The 18,984-nt window shown below is 71.2% G+C and carries 21 protein-coding genes; 12 read left to right on the top strand and 9 right to left on the bottom strand.

The features are described from left to right. Positions 1 to 20 precede the first annotated feature (20 nt). Together BK819_RS05265 and BK819_RS05260 are read left to right on the top strand one after the other, a co-directional pair. The gene (locus tag BK819_RS05265; protein WP_025102974.1) at positions 21 to 245 is read left to right on the top strand and encodes a DUF3107 domain-containing protein; all 225 of its coding nucleotides are present in this window, start codon (positions 21 to 23) and stop codon (positions 243 to 245) included. A 7-nt stretch (positions 246 to 252) separates the two neighbouring features. Further along, positions 253 to 540, top strand: a complete 288-nt coding sequence (locus tag BK819_RS05260) for a hypothetical protein (protein ID WP_071328223.1) — start codon at positions 253 to 255, stop codon at positions 538 to 540. 1 nt (position 541) lies between these two features. Here BK819_RS05260 and BK819_RS05255 read toward each other — a convergent pair whose 3' ends face one another. After that, positions 542 to 1,255 (bottom strand): ferritin-like fold-containing protein, encoded by a 714-nt coding sequence (locus BK819_RS05255; protein WP_071328222.1) that lies wholly within the window; start codon positions 1,253 to 1,255, stop codon positions 542 to 544. A gap of 193 nt (positions 1,256 to 1,448) precedes the next feature. On the opposite strand from BK819_RS05255, the gene BK819_RS05250 reads away from it, so the two are divergent. Beyond that, complete coding sequence (locus BK819_RS05250; RefSeq protein ID WP_071328221.1) at positions 1,449 to 2,969, top strand: DEAD/DEAH box helicase; 1,521 nt, start codon at positions 1,449 to 1,451, stop codon at positions 2,967 to 2,969. Between the two features lie 9 nt (positions 2,970 to 2,978). Here BK819_RS05250 and BK819_RS05245 read toward each other — a convergent pair whose 3' ends face one another. Together BK819_RS05245 and BK819_RS05240 are read right to left on the bottom strand one after the other, a co-directional pair. Further along, positions 2,979 to 3,884, bottom strand: coding sequence for a DUF817 domain-containing protein (locus tag BK819_RS05245; RefSeq protein WP_071328220.1), 906 nt, complete (start codon positions 3,882 to 3,884; stop codon positions 2,979 to 2,981). Positions 3,885 to 3,946: 62 nt separating this feature from the next. Beyond that, a complete protein-coding gene (locus tag BK819_RS05240) occupies positions 3,947 to 4,810 on the bottom strand; it encodes a PHP domain-containing protein (protein WP_071328219.1) in 864 nt (287 codons plus the stop codon). Between the two features lie 114 nt (positions 4,811 to 4,924). On the opposite strand from BK819_RS05240, the gene BK819_RS05235 reads away from it, so the two are divergent. Both BK819_RS05235 and BK819_RS05230 read left to right on the top strand, forming a co-directional pair. Beyond that, positions 4,925 to 5,947: an endonuclease/exonuclease/phosphatase family protein gene (locus BK819_RS05235; protein WP_071328218.1), complete on the top strand. Its 1,023-nt coding sequence runs from the start codon at positions 4,925 to 4,927 to the stop codon at positions 5,945 to 5,947. A gap of 36 nt (positions 5,948 to 5,983) precedes the next feature. Then, the gene (locus tag BK819_RS05230) at positions 5,984 to 7,405 is read left to right on the top strand and encodes an aminopeptidase P family protein (protein ID WP_071328217.1); all 1,422 of its coding nucleotides are present in this window, start codon (positions 5,984 to 5,986) and stop codon (positions 7,403 to 7,405) included. Positions 7,406 to 7,664: 259 nt separating this feature from the next. Here BK819_RS05230 and BK819_RS05225 read toward each other — a convergent pair whose 3' ends face one another. Both BK819_RS05225 and BK819_RS05220 read right to left on the bottom strand, forming a co-directional pair. Continuing rightward, complete coding sequence (locus BK819_RS05225) at positions 7,665 to 8,342, bottom strand: alpha/beta family hydrolase (protein WP_143049255.1); 678 nt, start codon at positions 8,340 to 8,342, stop codon at positions 7,665 to 7,667. Then, complete coding sequence (locus BK819_RS05220) at positions 8,339 to 9,037, bottom strand: general stress protein (protein ID WP_071328216.1); 699 nt, start codon at positions 9,035 to 9,037, stop codon at positions 8,339 to 8,341. Before BK819_RS05220 ends, BK819_RS05225 begins: the two co-directional genes overlap by 4 nt. An 87-nt stretch (positions 9,038 to 9,124) precedes the next feature. On the opposite strand from BK819_RS05220, the gene BK819_RS05215 reads away from it, so the two are divergent. From BK819_RS05215 to BK819_RS05200, 4 genes are read left to right on the top strand one after another with little or no spacing between them, the layout of a single operon-like run. Continuing rightward, positions 9,125 to 10,393 carry a magnesium transporter MgtE N-terminal domain-containing protein gene (locus BK819_RS05215; RefSeq protein ID WP_071328215.1) on the top strand — a complete coding sequence of 423 codons (1,269 nt, stop codon included), beginning with the start codon at positions 9,125 to 9,127 and terminating at the stop codon, positions 10,391 to 10,393. Continuing rightward, complete coding sequence (locus tag BK819_RS05210) at positions 10,393 to 10,914, top strand: DUF1003 domain-containing protein (RefSeq protein WP_071328214.1); 522 nt, start codon at positions 10,393 to 10,395, stop codon at positions 10,912 to 10,914. The genes BK819_RS05215 and BK819_RS05210 overlap by 1 nt, the downstream gene beginning before the upstream one ends. Continuing rightward, positions 10,911 to 12,032, top strand: a complete 1,122-nt coding sequence (locus BK819_RS05205; RefSeq protein ID WP_071328213.1) for an Mrp/NBP35 family ATP-binding protein — start codon at positions 10,911 to 10,913, stop codon at positions 12,030 to 12,032. The genes BK819_RS05210 and BK819_RS05205 overlap by 4 nt, the downstream gene beginning before the upstream one ends. A 22-nt stretch (positions 12,033 to 12,054) precedes the next feature. Further along, entirely contained in the window at positions 12,055 to 12,549 is a 495-nt protein-coding gene (locus BK819_RS05200) for a YcxB family protein (RefSeq protein WP_071328212.1), read from the top strand. 9 nt (positions 12,550 to 12,558) lie between these two features. Here BK819_RS05200 and BK819_RS05195 read toward each other — a convergent pair whose 3' ends face one another. Continuing rightward, positions 12,559 to 12,933: a twin-arginine translocase TatA/TatE family subunit gene (locus BK819_RS05195; protein ID WP_060923136.1), complete on the bottom strand. Its 375-nt coding sequence runs from the start codon at positions 12,931 to 12,933 to the stop codon at positions 12,559 to 12,561. A gap of 90 nt (positions 12,934 to 13,023) precedes the next feature. On the opposite strand from BK819_RS05195, the gene BK819_RS05190 reads away from it, so the two are divergent. Then, positions 13,024 to 13,662, top strand: a complete 639-nt coding sequence (locus tag BK819_RS05190) for an O-methyltransferase (protein ID WP_071328211.1) — start codon at positions 13,024 to 13,026, stop codon at positions 13,660 to 13,662. Between the two features lie 81 nt (positions 13,663 to 13,743). Here the strand turns inward: BK819_RS05190 and BK819_RS05185 are convergent, their stop codons facing one another. From BK819_RS05185 to dapE, 3 genes are all read right to left on the bottom strand, one after another. Continuing rightward, positions 13,744 to 13,917 (bottom strand): DUF3117 domain-containing protein, encoded by a 174-nt coding sequence (locus BK819_RS05185; protein WP_071328210.1) that lies wholly within the window; start codon positions 13,915 to 13,917, stop codon positions 13,744 to 13,746. A gap of 93 nt (positions 13,918 to 14,010) precedes the next feature. Next, on the bottom strand, positions 14,011 to 15,228 hold the full coding sequence (locus BK819_RS05180; protein WP_071328209.1) for a hypothetical protein: 1,218 nt from the start codon (positions 15,226 to 15,228) through the stop codon (positions 14,011 to 14,013). Continuing rightward, entirely contained in the window at positions 15,210 to 16,283 is a 1,074-nt protein-coding gene (dapE, locus tag BK819_RS05175) for a succinyl-diaminopimelate desuccinylase (protein WP_060923139.1), read from the bottom strand. The genes BK819_RS05180 and dapE overlap by 19 nt, the downstream gene beginning before the upstream one ends. A 66-nt stretch (positions 16,284 to 16,349) precedes the next feature. Between dapE and dapD the strand changes: the two genes are divergently transcribed. Both dapD and BK819_RS05165 read left to right on the top strand, forming a co-directional pair. Continuing rightward, positions 16,350 to 17,303, top strand: coding sequence for a 2,3,4,5-tetrahydropyridine-2,6-dicarboxylate N-succinyltransferase (gene dapD, locus BK819_RS05170; protein WP_071328208.1), 954 nt, complete (start codon positions 16,350 to 16,352; stop codon positions 17,301 to 17,303). A 237-nt stretch (positions 17,304 to 17,540) separates the two neighbouring features. Next, positions 17,541 to 18,911, top strand: a complete 1,371-nt coding sequence (locus BK819_RS05165) for a DEAD/DEAH box helicase (protein WP_083391673.1) — start codon at positions 17,541 to 17,543, stop codon at positions 18,909 to 18,911. Positions 18,912 to 18,984: the final 73 nt, after the last annotated feature.

Raw genomic sequence — 18,984 nt, 5'->3', positions numbered from 1 at the left:
ACGACCTTCAAGGAGCATCCGTGGAAATCCGCATCGGCATCATCAACACCGGCCGCGAGCTGAGCTTCGACACCGCTGCCACGGCGGACGAGGTCCGCACCCAGGTCTCCGCGGCACTCGAGCAGAGCGCCTCGCACCTGAGCTTCGCCGATGTGAAGGGCAACTCCTACATCGTGCCGACCGCGAACCTCGCCTACATCGAGCTGGGCACCGAGGAGTCGCGTCGCGTGGGCTTCGTCGCCTGACCCGCGCATGTACATCCTCCTCGCCCTCGTCGGCGCGTGCGTTCTCGGCATCTCCGCGCACTTCCTGATCGGCGGTCGCGAACGCCGTGGCGTCGCCCTCGCCCCGGCGATCGCGACCGCCGTCTCGGCGATCGTCTACACGAGCCTGCAATGGGCCGGCGTGGGCGAGGACAGCGTCTGGCTATGGCTCGCGAGCATCCTCGGCGCGGCGGTGGTCGCGGCGCTGGTGACCGGGGCGCTCACCGCCGCGCGTCGACGCGGTGACGCGCAGGCGAAGGCCGCGCTCGGGATCTGAGCTAGGACGCGAGTCCCATCGCATCCATGCGTCGGGCGTGCGCTCCCATCAGCTCGGTGTACACCGGCTCGATGCGGGCTTCCTCCACGGCGAGGACCTCCGGCCGCAGCGCCGCACGGCAGACGAGGATGGTGTCGCCCACGAGACGCCGTGCCCACATGGACAGCAGCGAACGCCACTCCTCGTCGCTCTCGATCGTCTCCTGGATGATCGCGACGATCTCGTGGCGCGCATCGTCCTCGCGCAGGATCTCGGCGACGCGCCGCCCTGTCTCGCCGTAGCTCGAGGCGAGCGCGAGGTAGAAGTCGTCGAGCATGCCCGCCGTGATGTAGACGGCGAGCAGGGTCTCACGCGGGCGCGCCCCGATGGTCTTGCGCCGGAACGCGTCCAGATGCTCGCGGAACGGGAGCATGAGCTGCGTCGGGTCCTGACCGCGTGCCGCGATGATGTCGACGATGCCCCGGTGCTTGGTGAGCGCGGCGCCGGCGGCCCGGGACAGCGACTCCTTCTCGGCCAGCTCGGGAGTCGCGCGGATGAGCCGCGTCAGCGTCTCGAAGTAGCCCAGCTGCAGGTAGGCCGCCTGGCCGAGGAACCGGTCCAGCTCCGGCGCCAACTCCGCGAAGTCGACGCGCGTCGCATCGCTCTGCTCGCCCCGGCTGCGCAGCGCCAGGGTGCGTCGCGGCGCGGCATCGCGCTGCCAGAACCACTTAACCACGAGGTGTTCCTCCCGAGTCGGCCACGTCGTTCACAATACTCGGGCGACGACGTCCTCCCTGCCCCGAGCCCCCGCTCCGGTAGGCTGGGCGTGTCCCCGCCGTCGGAGCGGGGCCCCGCGCCTGTGGCACACGAGACGGCGTGGCTCCGTTACGAGGCGATCGCACGGTCGCCGGACAGGCATCTGAACAACAGTGACAAGTTTCGCCGAACTCGGCATCGATCAGGACATCGTCGACGCACTGGCTGCGAAGGGCATCGTCGATGCCTTCCCGATCCAGGAGCAGACCATCCCCCTCGGCCTCCCGGGGCAGGACATCATCGGGCAGGCCAAGACCGGAACCGGCAAGACCTTCGGCTTCGGCATCCCGGTGGTGCAGCGACTCGGGAAGGACCCAGAGCCGGGCGTCAAGGCCCTCATCGTCGTCCCCACCCGCGAGCTTGCGGTGCAGGTCTACGAGGACATCGACCTCCTCACGAGCAACCGCTCCACGAGCGTCGTCGCCATCTACGGCGGCAAGGCCTACGAGGGACAGATCGACCAGCTCAAGGCCGGGGCGCAGATCGTTGTCGGCACGCCGGGTCGCCTCATCGACCTCGCCGGCCAGCGCCTGCTCGATCTCTCGAACGCGACCGAGGTCGTGCTCGACGAGGCCGACAAGATGCTCGATCTCGGCTTCCTCGCCGACATCGAGAAGATCTTCCAGAAGGTGCCGGCAGTGCGGCACACCCAGCTCTTCTCGGCGACCATGCCCGGTCCGATCGTCGCGCTCGCGCGGCGGTTCATGACCAGCCCCATCCACATCCGCGCCAACGACCCGGACGAGGGTCTGACGCAGGCGAACATCAAGCATCTCGTCTACCGCGCGCACTCGCTCGACAAGGACGAGGTCATCGCCCGCATCCTGCAGGCCGAGGGACGCGGCAAGACCGTGATCTTCACGCGGACGAAGCGTGCGGCGCAGCGACTCGTCGACGAGCTCACCGACCGCGGCTTCAACGTGGGCGGCGTGCACGGCGACATGGGCCAGGATCAGCGCGAGCGCTCCATGGCCGCGTTCAAGGCGGGCAAGAAGGACGTCCTCGTGGCGACCGATGTCGCCGCGCGTGGCATCGACGTTGATGACGTCACGCACGTCATCAACCACACGATCCCCGACGAGGAGAAGACGTACCTGCACCGCGCGGGACGTACCGGCCGCGCGGGGAAGACCGGCATCGCCGTCACGTTCGTCGACTGGGAGGACCTGCACAAGTGGGCCCTCATCAACCGTGCCCTTGAGTTCGGCCAGCCCGAGCCCATCGAGACCTACTCCTCGAGCCCGCACCTCTACACCGACCTCGACATCCCCGAGGGGACGAAGGGGCGGCTCGTGAGCGCTCCGAAGAAGGAGGCGGTCAAGACCGAGCGCACCCGTCGTCCGGAGCGCGCCGCTGATGCCGCCGCCGAAGGCTCCGCGGAGGGCGGCACGCGCCGCCGTCGCCGCCGCCGCACGGGTTCCACGCCCGTCGGCTCGACCTTCGCCGACGGGGCGAGCGAGGGCGGCTCCGCCGAGGGCTCGACCGCGCAGGCCGCCGACCGCAGCGCCGAGGGTGCCGGCACGCACGACGGCGCCGGCAAGGAGCACCACGACGGCAAGCCCGCTCCGGCACGTCGTCGCCGCCGTCGTCGCGGCGGCTCCGGCACCGGAGCGGCACCCGTCACGGGCGCCTGATCCGCATCATCATCGTCCGAGGGGCGCCGCACGGTCTTCCGTGCGGCGCCCCTCGTTCTCCAGGAGTGCAGCCGGGACCTGCGGCGGGTAGACCCAGGCGACGAGCACGACCGAGATGATCATCAGCAGGAACCACGAGCTGAGCTTGCTCAGGGACACGGGCTGCCACACATCCGCCTGGTCGGGATACGCCCAGGCACCCGCCCAGGTGCCGATGTTCTCGGCCAGATAGATGAACACCGACACTCCGGCGAAGACGGCCAGCAGCGGCAGGCGGATGGTGCGGCGCCATACGCGCGCATGCATGATCGTGGGCAGCCACAGCACGACGACCGCTGCCAAGAGCACCCAGCGCGCATCCCACCACCAGTGGTGGGTGAAGAAGTTGACGTAGATGGCGGCCGCCAGGACAGCCGTCACCCACCGGCGGGGGTAGCGGGTGAACCCGAGGTCGAAGAGCCGATACACGCGCACCATGTACGAGCCGACGGCCGCATACATGAAACCGCTGAACAACGGGACACCGCCGATGCGGAGAATGCCGTCGGCCGCGTACGCCCAGGAGCCGACGTCGGTCTTGAACAGCTCCATCGCGGTGCCGGTGATGTGGAAGAGCACGATCACCCAGAGTTCCCGTCCACTCTCGAGGCGGAACACGAGCATCGCCACCTGGATCAGGACGGCCGCGATCGTCAGTGCATCGTTGCGGGCCAGTGCCGCGTCGTCGGGATACCAGAGGCGGGCCGCGACGATCACCACCAGCAAGGCTGCCCCGAACACGCACGCCCATGCCTGTTTCAGCACGAACACGACGAACTCGGCGAGCCCGGCACGGAAGCCCGAGGTCGGCACCGCACGGAGGAGTCGGCGAGCGGTCGCATCGACGCGGCGCTCCAGCGAGGTGGCACGTTGCATGCCTCGGACCGTATCGGTCCGTTTCGACAGAACGCCGGGAGACCGCCGACAGTCCCCCGGAGTCAGGGACGCCGCGGGCCGGAGCCGGAGGCGCGATCGATGATCCGGGCGACCATGTCCGTCGCGGTGGTGTTCTCCCCCGGCACGTTCGGTTTTCCGGTGCCGTGGTAATCGCTGGACCCGGTGACGATGAGGTCGTGCCGAGCTGCCAGCTCGCGCAGCAGCTTCTTGCCGGCGGTCGTGTTCTCCCGGTGGTCCACCTCGAACCCGGCCAGCCCCGCGTCGACCAGACGCTCGATGTACGGCACCGGCATCATCCGGTCCCGGCCGGCCGTGACCGGATGGGCGATGATCGCCACACCTCCCGCCTGGGTGATCAGTCGCACGGCGGTCAGCGGGTCCGGGGCGTAGTGCGGCTCGTAGTACCCCTCCCGCGGGTGGAGGATGCCGTCGAAGGCCTCGCCCCGATCACGCACGATGCCGCGCGCCACCAGTGCGTCGGCGATGTGCGGGCGGCCGACGGTCGCGTCGAGCGTGGTCTGGGCCAGGACGTCGTCCCAATGCAGGTCATAGTCGCGGCCGATGTTGCGGACGATGCGCTCCGCTCTCCCGATGCGGTCGTTCCGGATCCGGTCGGTCTCGGCCCGCAGCGCCGCGTCGTCCGGATCGAAGAGGTAGCCGAGCACGTGCACGCTGCGCCACTCGTGCTTGGCGGAGAGCTCCATCCCGGGAAGGAAGGTCATGCCCAGGGCGACGGCGGCGTCCCCGGCCTCCGTCCAGCCCGTGGTGCGGTCGTGGTCCGTGAGCGCGGCGGTCCGCACGCCGTGTCGATGCGCCTGTCTCATGACCTCGCCCGGCGCCTCGGTGCCATCGGAGTGGTTGGAGTGCAGGTGCAGATCGGCGGGACCGGCGGGCGGAACGGGCATCCTCCGAGCGTACCGAGCGCCGACGCGCGTGGCGCGGATTCCGGGACCCCGATCGCGGCGACGGGCCGGGCGCGAGGCAGGGACTTCACAGGCGACGCTTCTAGGCTGAAGGGGATGTTTCGACTCCTGGGGATCCTGCTCACCGTGCTCTTCGCGATCGCGACGGCGGTCGTGGTGTGGCCGCAGTTCTTCAACCTCGAGCAGACGTACCCGTTCGCGCAGCTCGTCGCCGCCCGCGGGCTCGTGCTCGGCGGATTCCTGATCATCGCGGTGCTGGCGCTGCTGCTCCTGCTCGCCCGGCCGCTGCGCGGCTTCGCGGCGTCCATCCTGATCGTCGCCCTGCTCGGTGCCGGCGCGACCGGGGTGATCGGAGCGACGCGGGGGTTCGGCGTGACCGCCCTTCCCGAGCGAACCGACACGAGCCTGCGGGTGCTCACCTGGAACACCGCGGGTGAGGCCGTCTCCGCCGAGCAGATCGCCCAGGAGATCCTGGAGCAGGAAGCCGACGTGGTGGCGCTGCCCGAGACCACCGAGGAGGTCGGCGAGCGGATCGCGCTCATGCTCCGCGAGCAGGGGCATCCGATGTGGGTGCACCACGTGCAGTTCCGCCCGGACGTGGAGGACGGCCCGCAATCGTGGCAGACGACGGTCCTCGTGGCCCCCGAGCTCGGCGAGTACTCCGTCATCGAGTCGTCGAAGGACGGGAGCAACAACACCGGATCCGTGCCCAGCGCCGTGCTGATGCCGATCGACGGCGATGGCCCCACGATCGTCGCCGTGCACGCGGTCGCGCCGCGCATGGAGGAGATGCAGCAGTGGCAGAGCGATCTGCAGTGGATCGCCGACCAGTGCCCCGCGGGTGACTTCATCCTCGCCGGCGACTTCAACGCCACCGTCGATCACATGGCCTCCCTCGGCGTCGACGGCGGCGACATGGGGTACTGCCGCGACGCTGCCTCCCGGACCGGGAACGGGATGTCCGGAACCTGGCCGAGCTCGTTCCCTGCCCTCGCCGGCGCCCCCATCGACCACGTGATGGCGTCCCCCAACTGGCGGCCCACGGGGTCCGCTGTCCTCGAAGATGCCGGCGGGAGCGATCATCGCGCCCTCATCGTGCAGCTCGAGCCGACCGGCTGATCCGCGCTTGGCGCGTCCAGGTGAGAGACTGGACGGATGAGCACCGGAGAAAACGACACCATCGCTGACGAGACCGTCGAAGCCCCCGTCGAGAACAGCTCGACCAATCGCAAGCAGCCCTTCCCGCAGGGGTTCCTCGACACCATCTCCACCGGGTGGGCCGAGCGTCCGGATACCCTGCCCGCGCCGCGCGCCCAGGCGGCGTACGCCGAGCGCCGCCGGGCCGCCGTCTCGGCCGCATTCCCCGGCAAGCGGCTCGTGATCCCCGCCGGCTCGCTCAAGCAGCGCAGCAACGACACCGACTACGTCTTCCGCGCGCACTCCGCCTTCGCGCACCTCACCGGCTGGGGGTCCGACGCGGAGCCGGACTCGGTGCTCGTCTTCGAGCCGACGGACGACGGGCACGACGTCACGCTCTACTTCCGCGAGCGCGCCGACCGCACGACGACGGAGTTCTACGCCGACGCCACGGTGGGCGAGTTCTGGATCGGTCCGCGTCCGTCGCTGGACGGCGTCGCCGCCGACCTGCAGGTGGCCACGGCGCACCTGCACGAGTTCGCCCCGCTCGACGGCGAGCTCGTCCTCGAGGAGGATGAGTCCCTCACGCGTTTCGTCTCGGAGCTGCGTCTCATCAAGGACGACTTCGAGATCGCCGAGATGCGTCGGGCCGTGGAGATCACCGCCCGCGGCTTCGACGACATCATCCGCGAGCTCCCGGCCGCGGTCGCGCACGCCCGAGGAGAGCGCGTCGTCGAGGGAGTCTTCCATCGGCGCGCCCGCGAGGATGGAAACGGCGAGGGCTACGACACGATCGCCGCGTCCGGGCCGCACGCCTGCTACCTGCACTGGACGCGCAACGACGGCACGGTCATCCCCGGAGACCTCATCCTCGTCGACGCGGGTGTCGAGGCCGACAGCCTGTACACCGCCGACATCACCCGCACGCTGCCGGTGTCCGGGACGTTCACCGAGGTGCAGCGCCGCGTCTACGAGACGGTGCGGGAGGCGGCCGACGCCGCCCTCGCCGCGGCGAAGGTCGGCGCCCGCTTCCGCGATGTCCACGCGGCGGCCATGTCCGTGATCGCCGCCCGCACCGCGGAGTGGGGCCTGCTCCCGGTCACCGCCGAGGAAGCTCTGGACGCGGACAAGGGCGGCCAGCATCGGCGCTACATGGTGCACGGCACGTCGCACCACCTCGGCATCGACGTGCACGACTGTGCGCAGGCGCGCCGCGAGATGTACTACGACGGCATCCTCACCCCGGGCATGGTCTTCACGATCGAACCGGGGCTGTACTTCCAGATCGACGACCTCACGGTACCCGCCGAGCTGCGCGGCATCGGCGTCCGGATCGAGGACGACATCCTGATGACCGAGGACGGCCCGGTCAACCTCTCCGCGGACATCCCCCGCACGGCCGATGAGGTCGAGGCGTGGATGGCCCGTCTGCAGCGCTGAGCTCGGACCGCAGCCGCTGAGCCGAGGCTGGGGAGGACGGAGGGCCGCCGCTCTCCCCAGACCGGCGGCCCGTTCCCCCTCCGCGGAGACGAAGGTCGACCAGGGGCCTCCCCCGAGGATCCCTGGAGCCACCCCCGGCATGGTGCCCGTGCCGGTGCCGTGTCTCCCCCCGAAGACCTGCGGCCGCCTCCCACGGAAGAGATGCGGGAGCCGGCCGTTCATTACGCGGTTCGGCCGGTTTCTCCGATTCGGAGGAGGATCAGCCCCGTCGTGCTGCGACGAAGGCGTCCACAACGGACGCGATGTCCGCGCCGACCTCGGCAGGGGGCCGCCGGTGCCCCTTCACCTCGAAGGAGTGCCCGCCGCCCTCGACCCAGTGCACCCGGGCGTCCTGGCAGCCGGCGACGGCGTCGTCGAGCTGGGCGATCGGCTGGATGAACGGATCCGCCGTGCCCTCGATGAACAGCTGCGGGACCGTGATCGACGGCAGATGGGCGACCCGGGGCTTGTCCGGGCGGCCGGGCGGATGGAGCGGGTAGCCGAGATAGACCAGGCCCTCCACGACGAGGCCCTCTGCCACGGCCTGGGAGGCCATGCGCCCGCCATAGGACTTCCCGGTGGCCCACACGGCGGCTCGTGGCGCTCGCGCGCGGGCCTCGGCGACCACAGCGTGCCACGTCGCGACGGCGTGCGCGGCCGGACCGGGCATGCGGCGTCCCTGCTCGGCGTACGGGAAGCTGAAGCGCAGCGTCGTGTACCCGAGCGCCACGAGTGCGCGGTCGTACCCGACGAGGAAGGGGTGGTCCTTCCCCGCTCCGGCCCCGTGGGCGATCAGCACGACATCGTCACCGGTGCCCGGCGTCCAGTCGGCGGACACCGTCGTCGTACCGGTCGGCAGTGCGACCTCGATGCGGACCGGCGTGGGCTCCGGGGTCACCTCACCGATCCGGGGGTGCCGGTCTCCGGGTCGGCGGGTCGCGGCGGAAGTCCCGGTTCGGGCGCGGGCTCAGGCGCCGGTGCAGGCTCAGGCGCCGGTGCAGGCTCAGGCGCCGGGGCAGGCTCAGGCGCCGGTGCGGGCTCAGGCGAGGGCTGGGGAGAGCCGGCCGGGATCCGCTCGCCGTACTTCGGCGGCTCGTCCAGGTTCACCGGCGGACGCACCGGGGCGACGCGCTGCGCACCGAGGACCTGGCGCGCCTTCGCCAGCGAACCGGGCTGCACGGTCACCTCGTAGTGATCCGCGGCGAACTGCGTCACGCTCGCGAAGTCCCGACGGCGGCGCACGATCGCGTAGGTGATCAGGCTCAGCAGCATGCCCACGGCGACGCCGATGAGGACGAAGCCGACGAACAGCTGGATCGGCACCTCGGGATTGCCGAGGACGAGGATCGCCGAGAGGAACAGGCCGATGAGGATGCCGTTGATCGCTCCCGACCGTGCGGCCGCAGCATAGCCGAGCCGTCCGGTCACCCGCTCGACCGTCCGCACGCTCTGACCGACGATCGCGATGTCGCGCGCGGGGACCTCTCCGGCGATCAGTTTCGACACCGCCTTCTGCGCGCTCTCGTAGTCGCGCATGGAGGCGACGATCTCACCGGTGTCCGTGCCGCTCGCGGGGCGATTCAGCATGCTCATCCGGCTATTCTTCCACGTCGTGCCCCGCGTCCGGCCGAGCGACCGCCGCGACCGCCGTCCCGGCACGCCGCGGGCTACGCTGGTCGGGTGAGCACACAACGGGTTTTCGCCGCGCGCCTGGCCGGGTGCGCCGTCTTCGATCCCGTCGGCGACCGGCTCGGCAAGGTCCGGGACGTCGTCGTCGTGTATCGAAGTACCGCGGCCCCGCGCGTGATCGGACTGGTCGTGGAGATCCCCGGCCGCCGCCACGTGTTCCTCTCGATCGGTAGAGTCACATCCATCAGGTCCGGACAGGTCATCACCACCGGGCTCATCAACGTCCGTCGCTTCTCGCCGCGCGCCGGCGAGGTGCGCGTCCTCGCGGAGATGCTCGGCCGACGCGTGAGCCTCACGGACGGAAGCGGCACTGCCGTCATCGAGGATGTCGCGATCGAGCCCAACCGCCTCGGCGAGTGGGCGATCAGCCAGCTCTTCCTGCGCCGACCGAAGACCGGGGCGTCGCCGTTCGCCAAGGGCCCGACGACGTTCGCCGCCTGGAGCGAGGTCACCGAGGAGCACGCACCGGGCGAATCGCAGTCCGCCGAGCAGCTCGTCGCCTCCTACTCGGAGCTGCACGCCGCCGACCTCGCCAACACGCTCCTCGACCTCCCCCAGCAGCGGATGATCGAGGTCGCGGAGGAGCTCTCCGACGACCGCCTCGCCGACGCCCTGGAGGAGATGCCGGAGGACGAGCAGGTGCACATCCTCGACCGCCTCGGCGAGGAGCGCGCGGCCGACATCCTCGATCAGATGGAACCGGACGACGCCGCCGACCTCCTCGCCCAGCTCCCGCCCGCCCAGTTGGAGCAGCTGCTCCAGCGGATGGAGCCGGAGCGCGCCGAGGACGTGCGGATGCTGCTGCGCTACGGCCCCGACACGGCCGGCGGTCTGATGACCCCGGAGCCGATCATCCTGTCTGCCGACGCCACGGTCGCGGAGGCGCTCGCGCTCATCCGCCGCCATGAGCTGCACCCGGCCCTCGCCGCGGCCGTGTTCGTCACGCTCCCGCCGTTCGAGACGCCGACCGGCCGGCTGCTCGGCCTCGTGCACTTCCAGCGGATGCTGCGCTATCCACCGCACGAGCGGCTCGGCGCCATCCTCGACGACAGCCTCGAGCCGGTGCCCGTCACCGCCTCCGCCGCCGAGGTCGCCCGCATGCTCGCCAGCTACGACCTCGTCTCGCTGCCCGTGATCGACGCAGCCCACCGCCTCGTCGGCGCGATCAGCATCGACGACGTGCTCGACTACCTGCTGCCGGACGACTGGCGCACTCACGACAGCGACGATGTGACTCCGCCCGTGACGGAGGCGCGCTGATGGCGCGCAAGGAGCGGGCCGCCCGCCTCGACGCGCCTGGACGGACGAGCACCCGCCCCCGCTCCACCTCCCGCGACCGCTTCGGACGCTTCACGGAGTGGGTCGCCCGCGCCATGGGCACCCCGGCGTTCCTCGTCATCCTCAGCCTCTTCTGCATCCTCTGGATCGGCTGGAACACGCTGATGCCGCACGAGGTGCGCTTCGACGACGCCGCGCTGGGCTTCACCGCGCTCACCCTCATGCTGTCACTGCAGGCCTCGTACGCCGCGCCGCTCATCCTCCTCGCGCAGAACCGCCAGGACGACCGCGACCGCGTGCAGATCGAGCAGGACCGGCAGCGCGCCGAGCGGAACCTCGCCGACACCGAGTATCTCGCCCGCGAGATCGTCGCGCTGCGGATGTCGCTGGAAGAGCGCAACGCGCAGGTGGTCACCCGCGACGTGCTGCGGCAGGAGCTCCGTGCCCTGCTGGCCGAGCTGGGCGACGCCGAGGAGAAGCCCGCGGGCGGCACCGCCTCATGACCGCGGCCGAGAACGTCAGGGCCGCGGTGGCGGCGGTGACCGATCCGGAGCTGCGGCGACCGATCGGCGACCTCGACATGGTGCGCGACATCTCGGTCGAGGACGGGGTGGCGCGTGTGGGCATCGTGCTGACAATCGTCGGATGCCCCGCCGCCGACCGCATCGAGCGCGACGTGCGCGGTGCCGCGGCCGCGGTCCCCGGGGTCACGGACGTCGAGGTCGAGGTGGGGGTGATGACCCCGGCCGAGCGCAAGGCCCTCACCGAGCGGCTTCGCGCGGGACGCCCGGCACGGCACATGCCCTTCGGGCCGGATTCCCTCACCCGCGTGATCCTCGTCTCCAGCGGCAAGGGCGGCGTCGGCAAGTCGACGGTCACCGCGAACCTCGCGGTCGCCCTCGCCGACCAGGGCCTCGCCGTCGGCCTGGTGGATGCGGACGTGCACGGCTTCTCGATCCCCGGACTGCTCGGCATCCCCGCCGGCACGCAGCCGACGCGCATCGACGACCTCATGCTGCCGCCGGTCGCCCACGGGGTGAAGACCATCTCCATCGGGATGTTCCTCCGCGACGGGGAGTCCGTCGTGGCCTGGCGCGGACCGATGCTGCACCGCACGGTCTCGCAGTTCCTCACCGACGTCTTCTTCGGCGACCTCGACGTCCTGCTCATCGACATGCCGCCGGGCACCGGCGACATCGCCATCTCGATCGGGCAGCTCCTCCCGCACGCCGAGGTGCTCGTGGTCACCACTCCCCAGGCAGCGGCCTCCGACGTGGCCATCCGCAGCGGACTCGTGGCGCGCCAGACCGGTCAGCGCGTGATCGGCGTGATCGAGAACATGTCCGCGTACACCCTCCCCGACGGCACCGTCGTCGACCTGTTCGGTGCGGGCGGCGGTGCAGCGGTCGCGGAGGCGCTGTCCGAGCCCGGCGCGCCGGTGCCGCTGCTGGCCTCCATCCCGCTCAGTCCGGCACTCCGTCAGGGCGGGGACGAGGGCGTCCCGGTCGTCACCTCCGCGCCGGACGACGCCGCCGCGCAGGCGATCCGGACGATGGCCGCCGGCCTCGCCCGACGGGGCCGTGGCCTCGCCGGACGCTCGCTGCCGATGTCGATCGGATGAGGCCGCGTGGAAGGATGGACGGATGCCGCACCGTTCTGTGACCGTGGATGAGAGCCTGCTGCGGCGGATGGCACGTGACGCCGCCGTGTACTCCCTAACCAGACCCGTCGCGATCGTGATGTGGGTCGCACTCGCCGCCGGACTGGTCCTCTCCGTCTTCACGCTCAACGCCCTCCTCTCCCGCGGAGCGGAGGTCAGCACGATCGTCGCCTGGCTGCCCGCCATGACGGTGGCGCTGGGTGCCTACGCGGTGATCCTGACCACCTCGAGCGCCCGCAGGGCCGTCCGTACCGCGATGCCGGTCGAGAGCGTGGTCTGGGTCGCGCTGGACGAGGACAGGCTGCAGCTGGGAAGCGATCGCCGCCGCTCCGAGATCCCGTACCGCACGTTCCAGAGCCTCCGTGTCGGCAGGGACGCCGTGATCTTCAAGGTGCGCGACTCCTCGGTCGCCACCGCCATCCCGCGCTCGCTCTTCAGCGAGGAGGAGCTGGCGATGCTGCGGGCCCGGATCTCCTGAACGGACGACTCAGGTCGCCTCGGTGTCGAACGGCGGTCGGTTCTCCGCGCTGAAGGTCGGCGGCGCGGTGCGCGGGGCCACCGGCTCCGCGATCGTCGCGGTCGCCTGCGCGGGGGTCGCGGGCTCCGGCTCCTCCAGGAGCGCGTCGCGGATGATGCGCCGGGGGTCGTACTGCCGCGGGTCCAGCTTGCGCCAGTCCACGTCGTCGAGTTCCGGACCCATCTCCTCGCGGACGCGGGACTTCGTGTCGCGGATGTACTCGCCGGCCTTGCGCACGATGCTCGCGAAGGCCTCCGCGGCACGCGGCAGACGCTCGGGGCCGATGATCAGCACTGCGATCAGGCCGATGAGCAGCAGCTTCTCGAAGGTGAGGCCGAACGTCATGTGACCAGGCTACCGCCGCGCCTGCGGGCTCTGCGCGCGGTGAGCGAATACCCTGGACACATCAGCCATGCACGCAGGGAGAGGCAGGTCATGAGCGAGCACGACGCCAACGCGCGCTTCCTTCGCGAGTCCATCGTCGAGCCGGAGACCATCGCCCGCGCTCGCGCCCACGCCGTGGAGCTGGGGGCGGCCCCGATCAGCGCCGTCGTCGGCTCGCAGATCGCCGTGCTCGCCGCCGCGGGCACCGCCCGCTCCATCGTCGAGATCGGAACCGGCGCCGGCGTCTCCGGACTCTGGCTGCTGCGCGGGGCCCCGAACGCGGTGCTGACCTCGATCGACAACGAGCCCGAGCACCTCGCCGCCGCCCGCCAGGCGTTCGCGGACGCGAAGGTGCCCGCCACCCGCGCGCGGTTCATCGCCGGGCGCGCGATCGACGTGCTCCCCCGCATGAACGAGGCGTCGTACGACATCGTCCTCGTCGATGCCGACCCCGAGAACGTCATCGAGTACGTCTCGCACGGACTCCGTCTCGCCCGTACCGGTGGCCTGGTGCTCGTGCCCCGCATCCTCGCCGGCGGCCGCGTGGCCGACCCTGTCCAGCGCGACGACATCACCGCCGCCTATCGATCGCTGGTCCAGGAGACGCAGGAGTCGTCGGCGGTGCTGGCGACCGTCTCCCCCGCGGGCGAGGGCCTGCTGCAGCTGATCCGCCTCGACGACCGCGCCTGAGCAGACGCCCCGGACGCGAAGAGGGCGGGGGATCCGCGATCCCTCGCCCTCTGCGGTCGCGCTTCCGCGGACCGGGTTCGATCAGGCCGGGGCCACGACGGCACCGAGCACGTCGTGAAGCTCCTTGGCCTCGGCGTCGTTCACGGAGACGACCAGGCGGCCTCCTCCTTCGAGCGGAACACGCACGATGATGAGTCGTCCCTCTTTCACGGCCTCCATGGGTCCGTCTCCGGTCCTCGGCTTCATCGCTGCCATCGTGGCTCCCTTTCCTCCGGTGGTATGGGACGAGTTTATCGGGTGCGACCGTGCCGTGGACGACGCGGGGACACAATCCGCTCCCCCGCGTCGTCAGGGCACCTGCCAGAACGTGCTGCCGAGGGCATACACGTGGTAGATCCACACCCACTGGCCGACGAGGCACAGTGCCAGCACCCCGAGGCGCCAGATTCGTGAGCGGGGCACCGCGACCGCACCCCACGCCGGGCTGAGCGGCAGCAGCAGGCGGAAGGTGCTCGACTGCGGGAAGAACACCGCGAGCAGGTAGAGCAGGTAGCTCGCGCTCCAGAGACGGAGGTCGGGGCCGAGCGCCCGCACCTGCGGGGACAGCAGCAGCGCGGCGGCCGCCGCGACCACGAGCACGATGAGCGCGACCGGCCCCCAGCCGGCCGGCAGGCCCCACAGCTCGAACCAGAACTGCGATGCCTGCACCCATCCCTCGAAGGGCACGAAGCCCTCGACGCCGCCGGCGATCCAGTGTCGTCGCCAAGCGAGCTCGGTGGCGAGGTAGGCGCCGGGGTCGCCGGTCACGACACCGGCGATCAGCTGCCAAGCGAACCCGGTGGCGGTCGCGAGCGCACCGAGGGCGACGATGTGCACGACCTCTCGGGCGCCCAGCGGATCGGTGCGGCGATTTCTCCAGCGGAGGATGCCGTGCAGGCCGAGGTACAGGGCGAAGGCGAGCACCCCGGGGCGGGTGAACCCCAGCACCGGGATGAGCACGTACAGCCACGCGTACTTCCGCCGGATCGTCGCATCCAGCGCGAGGAAGAGCAGCAGCAGGAAGAGCGTCTCCGCGTAGCCGACCTGGAAGAGGGCGGCCAGCGGTCCGGACGCGAAGAAGACGACGGCCCACAGCGCCGCCGCGTTCCCGATGCGGTCGTGGAGCAGACGATGCAGGGCGAGACAGGCCAGGTAGCCGGCTCCGAGCGAGAGCACGAGAGCGCCCGCGCCCCAGGATCCGAGCACGAAGCCCAACGCCTTCGCGGCATACGCGAACACGGGCATGAACGCCCAGGCGTTCTCTGCCACCTTCCCGTCGTCGGTCAGCGGAAGGTCGGTGGGATAGCCGTGCACCGCCACCTGCCAGTACCACTGCGCATCCCAGCCGAGGACGAAGTCCACGAGCCCGGCGTCGCCGCCGAAGCGAGAGAACACCGTGGACAGGGAGGCAGCGGCGATGAGGAATCCGGTCGTCACGACCCGTGCGAGGACGTAGACGATGCCGATGCGCAGAGCCAGCGGCATCCGCGCCCAGCGCCGTGCGAGCGTCAGTGCGACGTCAGCCATGCGCGCAGACCCCGCTCGACGGCGTCGATCTGGGCGAGCGGCACACGCTCCTCGTCGTGATGGGCGAGATGCGGATCGCCCGGCCCGTAGTTCACGGCCGGGATGCCGAGGGCCGAGAAGCGCGCCACGTCGGTCCAGCCGTACTTCGGCTGCGGCTCCGCACCGACAGCCGCGACGAACCGGCGCGCGATGTCCGCGTCCAGGCCGGGGCGGGCGCCCTCGGCGGCATCTGTGATCTCGACGTCGAATCCGGCGAGGACCGCTCGGACGTGAGCCTCGGCGTCGGCCGCGGACTTGCTCGGCGCGAAGCGGTAGTTGACCTCGACCTCGCAGGCGTCCGGGATGACGTTGCCCGCGACTCCTCCCGCGATGCGGACCGCGCTGAGCCCCTCCCGATAGAGCAGGCCCTCGACCATCACCTCGCGCGCCCGGTACTCGGACAGTCGGGTGAGGATGGGGGCCGCGCGATGGATCGCGTTCTCGCCGATCCAGGCCCTGGCGCTGTGCGCGCGGACGCCCGTGGTCCGCACGATCGCCCGCAGCGTGCCGTTGCACCCGCCTTCGACCTGACCGTTCGACGGCTCCCCGAGGATGGCGAAGTCGGCCTGGAACAGGTCGGGTCGTGCCGCGGCGAGAAGTCCGAGGCCGTTCAGGGACGCCGCGACCTCCTCGTTGTCGTACCACATCCAGGTCACGTCGATCGCGGGGTCGGTGAGCTCGGCGGCGAGCTTGAGCTGCACCGCGACCCCCGCCTTCATGTCGACGGTGCCCCTTCCCCACAGATACGGCACGCCGTCGATCTCGATGTCGCGCGTGGGCAGGTTGTCGTTGAGGGGCACGGTGTCGATGTGCCCGGCGATCGCGACGCGCTGCGCCCGACCGAGATCCGTGCGGGCGACGACCGTGTTGCCGTGCCGGATGACCTCCAGGTGCGGCAGACCGGACACGGCCTCCTCGATCAGGTCGGCGAGTGTCTTCTCGTCGCCGGAGACACTCGGGACGTCGCAGATCGCGCGGGTGATGTCGGCGGAGGACGCGGTCAGATCGAGCACCATGCCCCCAGCCTACTGATGCCCGTCATGCGGGACGGGACACCGTCGTCGGCGCGATACCGTGGAGGCATGAGCGACGCACGATCTGTCTGGGGACTCGGCCTGACGACCACCGCGAGCGACGGCACGGTCCTCGACGCGTGGTACCCGGAGGTCCGCTCCTCCACGCCGTCCGAGGCCGAGGTCGCCGCCGCGCGCACCGCGCTCGACGCGCAGACCGGTCCGGACGAGCGCCGCGACGTCACCCTCGCGGTGGTCGAGCTCACGATCGACCTGGACGCGGCCCCGACCTCCACCGCGGACGCCTATCTGCGCCTGCACGCGCTGTCGCACCTGCTCGTGCGGCCGAACACCCTCAACCTCGACGGCATCTTCGGTCACCTGCCGAACGTCGCCTGGACCAATGCCGGCCCGCTGCTCCCCGCCGATGCCGCACGCCTGCGCCCGCAGCTTCAGCGCGCCGGGATCCAGATCCAGGGCCTGGACAAGTTCCCTCGTCTCACCGACTACGTGCAGCCCGCCGGGGTACGCATCGCCGACGCCTCGCGCGTACGGCTCGGCGCCCACCTCTCCCCCGGCACCACGGTCATGCACGAGGGCTTCGTCAACTTCAATGCGGGCACCCTCGGCGCCTCGATGGTCGAGGGGCGCATCTCGCAGGGCGTGGTGGTCGGCGACGGCAGCGACATCGGCGGCGGCGCCTCGATCATGGGCACGCTCTCCGGCGGCGGGTCGCATCGCGTGTCGATCGGCGCCCGTACGCTTCTCGGCGCGAACGCCGGCATCGGCATCTCCCTCGGCGACGACTGCGTCGTGGAGGCCGGGCTCTACGTCACCGCCGGGACGAAGATCGTGCTCGCCGACGGTCCCGCGACGGCCGATGGCGGACGCAAGACCGTCAAGGGCGCCGACCTCTCGGGCCAGGACGGCCTGCTCTTCCGTCGCAACTCGCTCACGGGCGCGGTCGAGGCCGTCCGTCGGGCCGGCGTCGGCGTGACGCTCAACGAAGCGCTCCACGCCTGACAGCCCACCTGCAGCCTTCGACCGGTCTCCGCTGGTAGACTGGGGTCGTTGCCCGCGCCGCCGGCCGGTCAGCATCGTCGTCGTCTAGGGGTCTCCGAGGACCGAAGCGAGCGCCCGCGCTCCCCTCTCCAGCCCGAACTGGCCATTCGCACGGCGAACGGACGCGCACTCGCTGCGTCTTCGCCCACCTCACCCCACTATCCCGCGCCGTTCTCGTGCGCTGACGGAGTTCTCTGCATGCCTTCCTTCCTCGAGCTCGGCGTTCCCGCCGAGCTCGCCACCGTTCTCACCGCCTCCGGGAAGACCGAGGCGTTCGCGATCCAGCGTGACACCCTGCCCGACTCGCTCGCCGGCCGTGACCTCCTCGGTCGCGGACGCACGGGCAGCGGCAAGACCATCGCCTTCGCGCTCCCGCTCGTCGCCCGCCTGGCGGCCTCCGGCCACAAGCGCCGGTCCGGCCTGCCCCGCGGCCTCGTGCTCGCCCCCACCCGCGAGCTGGCCACCCAGATCGCCGCGACCGTCGCCCCGCTCGCCGAGGCCGTCGGCCTTCGCGTCACCACTGTGTTCGGCGGCGTCAGCCAGCGTCCGCAGGAGCAGGCGCTGCAGGGCGGCGTCGACATCGTCGTCGCCTGCCCCGGCCGCCTGGAAGACCTCATGAAGCAGCAGGTCGTGCGCCTCAGCGCCATCGAGGTCACCGTGCTCGACGAGGCCGACCACATGGCCGACCTCGGCTTCCTCCCCGGCGTCACCCGCATCCTCTCGGCGACGCCCGCCGACGGTCAGCGCCTGCTGTTCAGCGCCACGCTCGACCGCGGCATCGACACCCTCGCCCGCCGGTTCCTCACGAACGCCGTCAGCCACGAGGTCGACGAGGCGAGCGTGCCCGTCGGCGAGATGACCCACCGGGTGCTCGTCGTCGACTCCCCCGAGAACAAGACCGTGCTGGTGCGCGACCTCGCCTCGGGCACCGGTCGTCGCATCCTCTTCACGCGCACCAAGCACCAGGCGAAGAAGCTCGCGAAGCAGCTCACCGCCGCCGGGATCCCCGCCGTCGACCTGCATGGCAACCTCTCCCAGAACGCACGCGAGCGCAACCTCGGCGCCTTCTCCACCGACCCGGCCGACGGGGGCGTCCGCGTCCTCGTCGCGACCGATGTCGCGGCCCGCGGTGTGCACGTCGACAACGTCGACCTCGTCGTCCACGTCGACCCGCCCGTCGAGCACAAGGCCTACCTGCACCGCTCGGGCCGCACGGCGCGAGCCGGGGCGGCGGGCACCGTCGTCACCGTGGTCCTGCCCGAGCAGCGCCGCGACGTGAAGGATCTCCTGCGCAAGGCCGCGATCACGGCACCGCTGGAGAACCTCACCGCCGACGCCGTGACCGAGCTCGTCCCCGAGCGTGCTCCGCACGTGCGCCCGGCTCCCCCGCAGCCGCAGCAGCAGCGCTCCGCGAAGCAGCGGCCGGCGGGCGGCGAGAAGAGCACCGCGACCACCCCGCCGTCCCGCCGTCGCCGTCGCCCGCGCTCCGCGGGCCAGGGCGGCGCGCCGGGCTCGCAGCGTCAGGGCGGCCAGGGCCGTCAGGGCACGCGCGGCGCGCAGGGACGCTGATCCCAGCTCACGCCTCACAATGGCGAAGGCCCCCTCGCACTCCGGTGCGAGGGGGCCTTCGGCGTCTGCGGCG

Origin of the sequence: Microbacterium sp. LCT-H2, assembly GCF_001866135.1 — a bacterium.
GTDB lineage: Bacteria > Actinomycetota > Actinomycetes > Actinomycetales > Microbacteriaceae > Microbacterium.
Note: the sequence above shows the minus strand (reverse complement) of the source record. Positions and strands in the feature narration are given on the sequence as shown.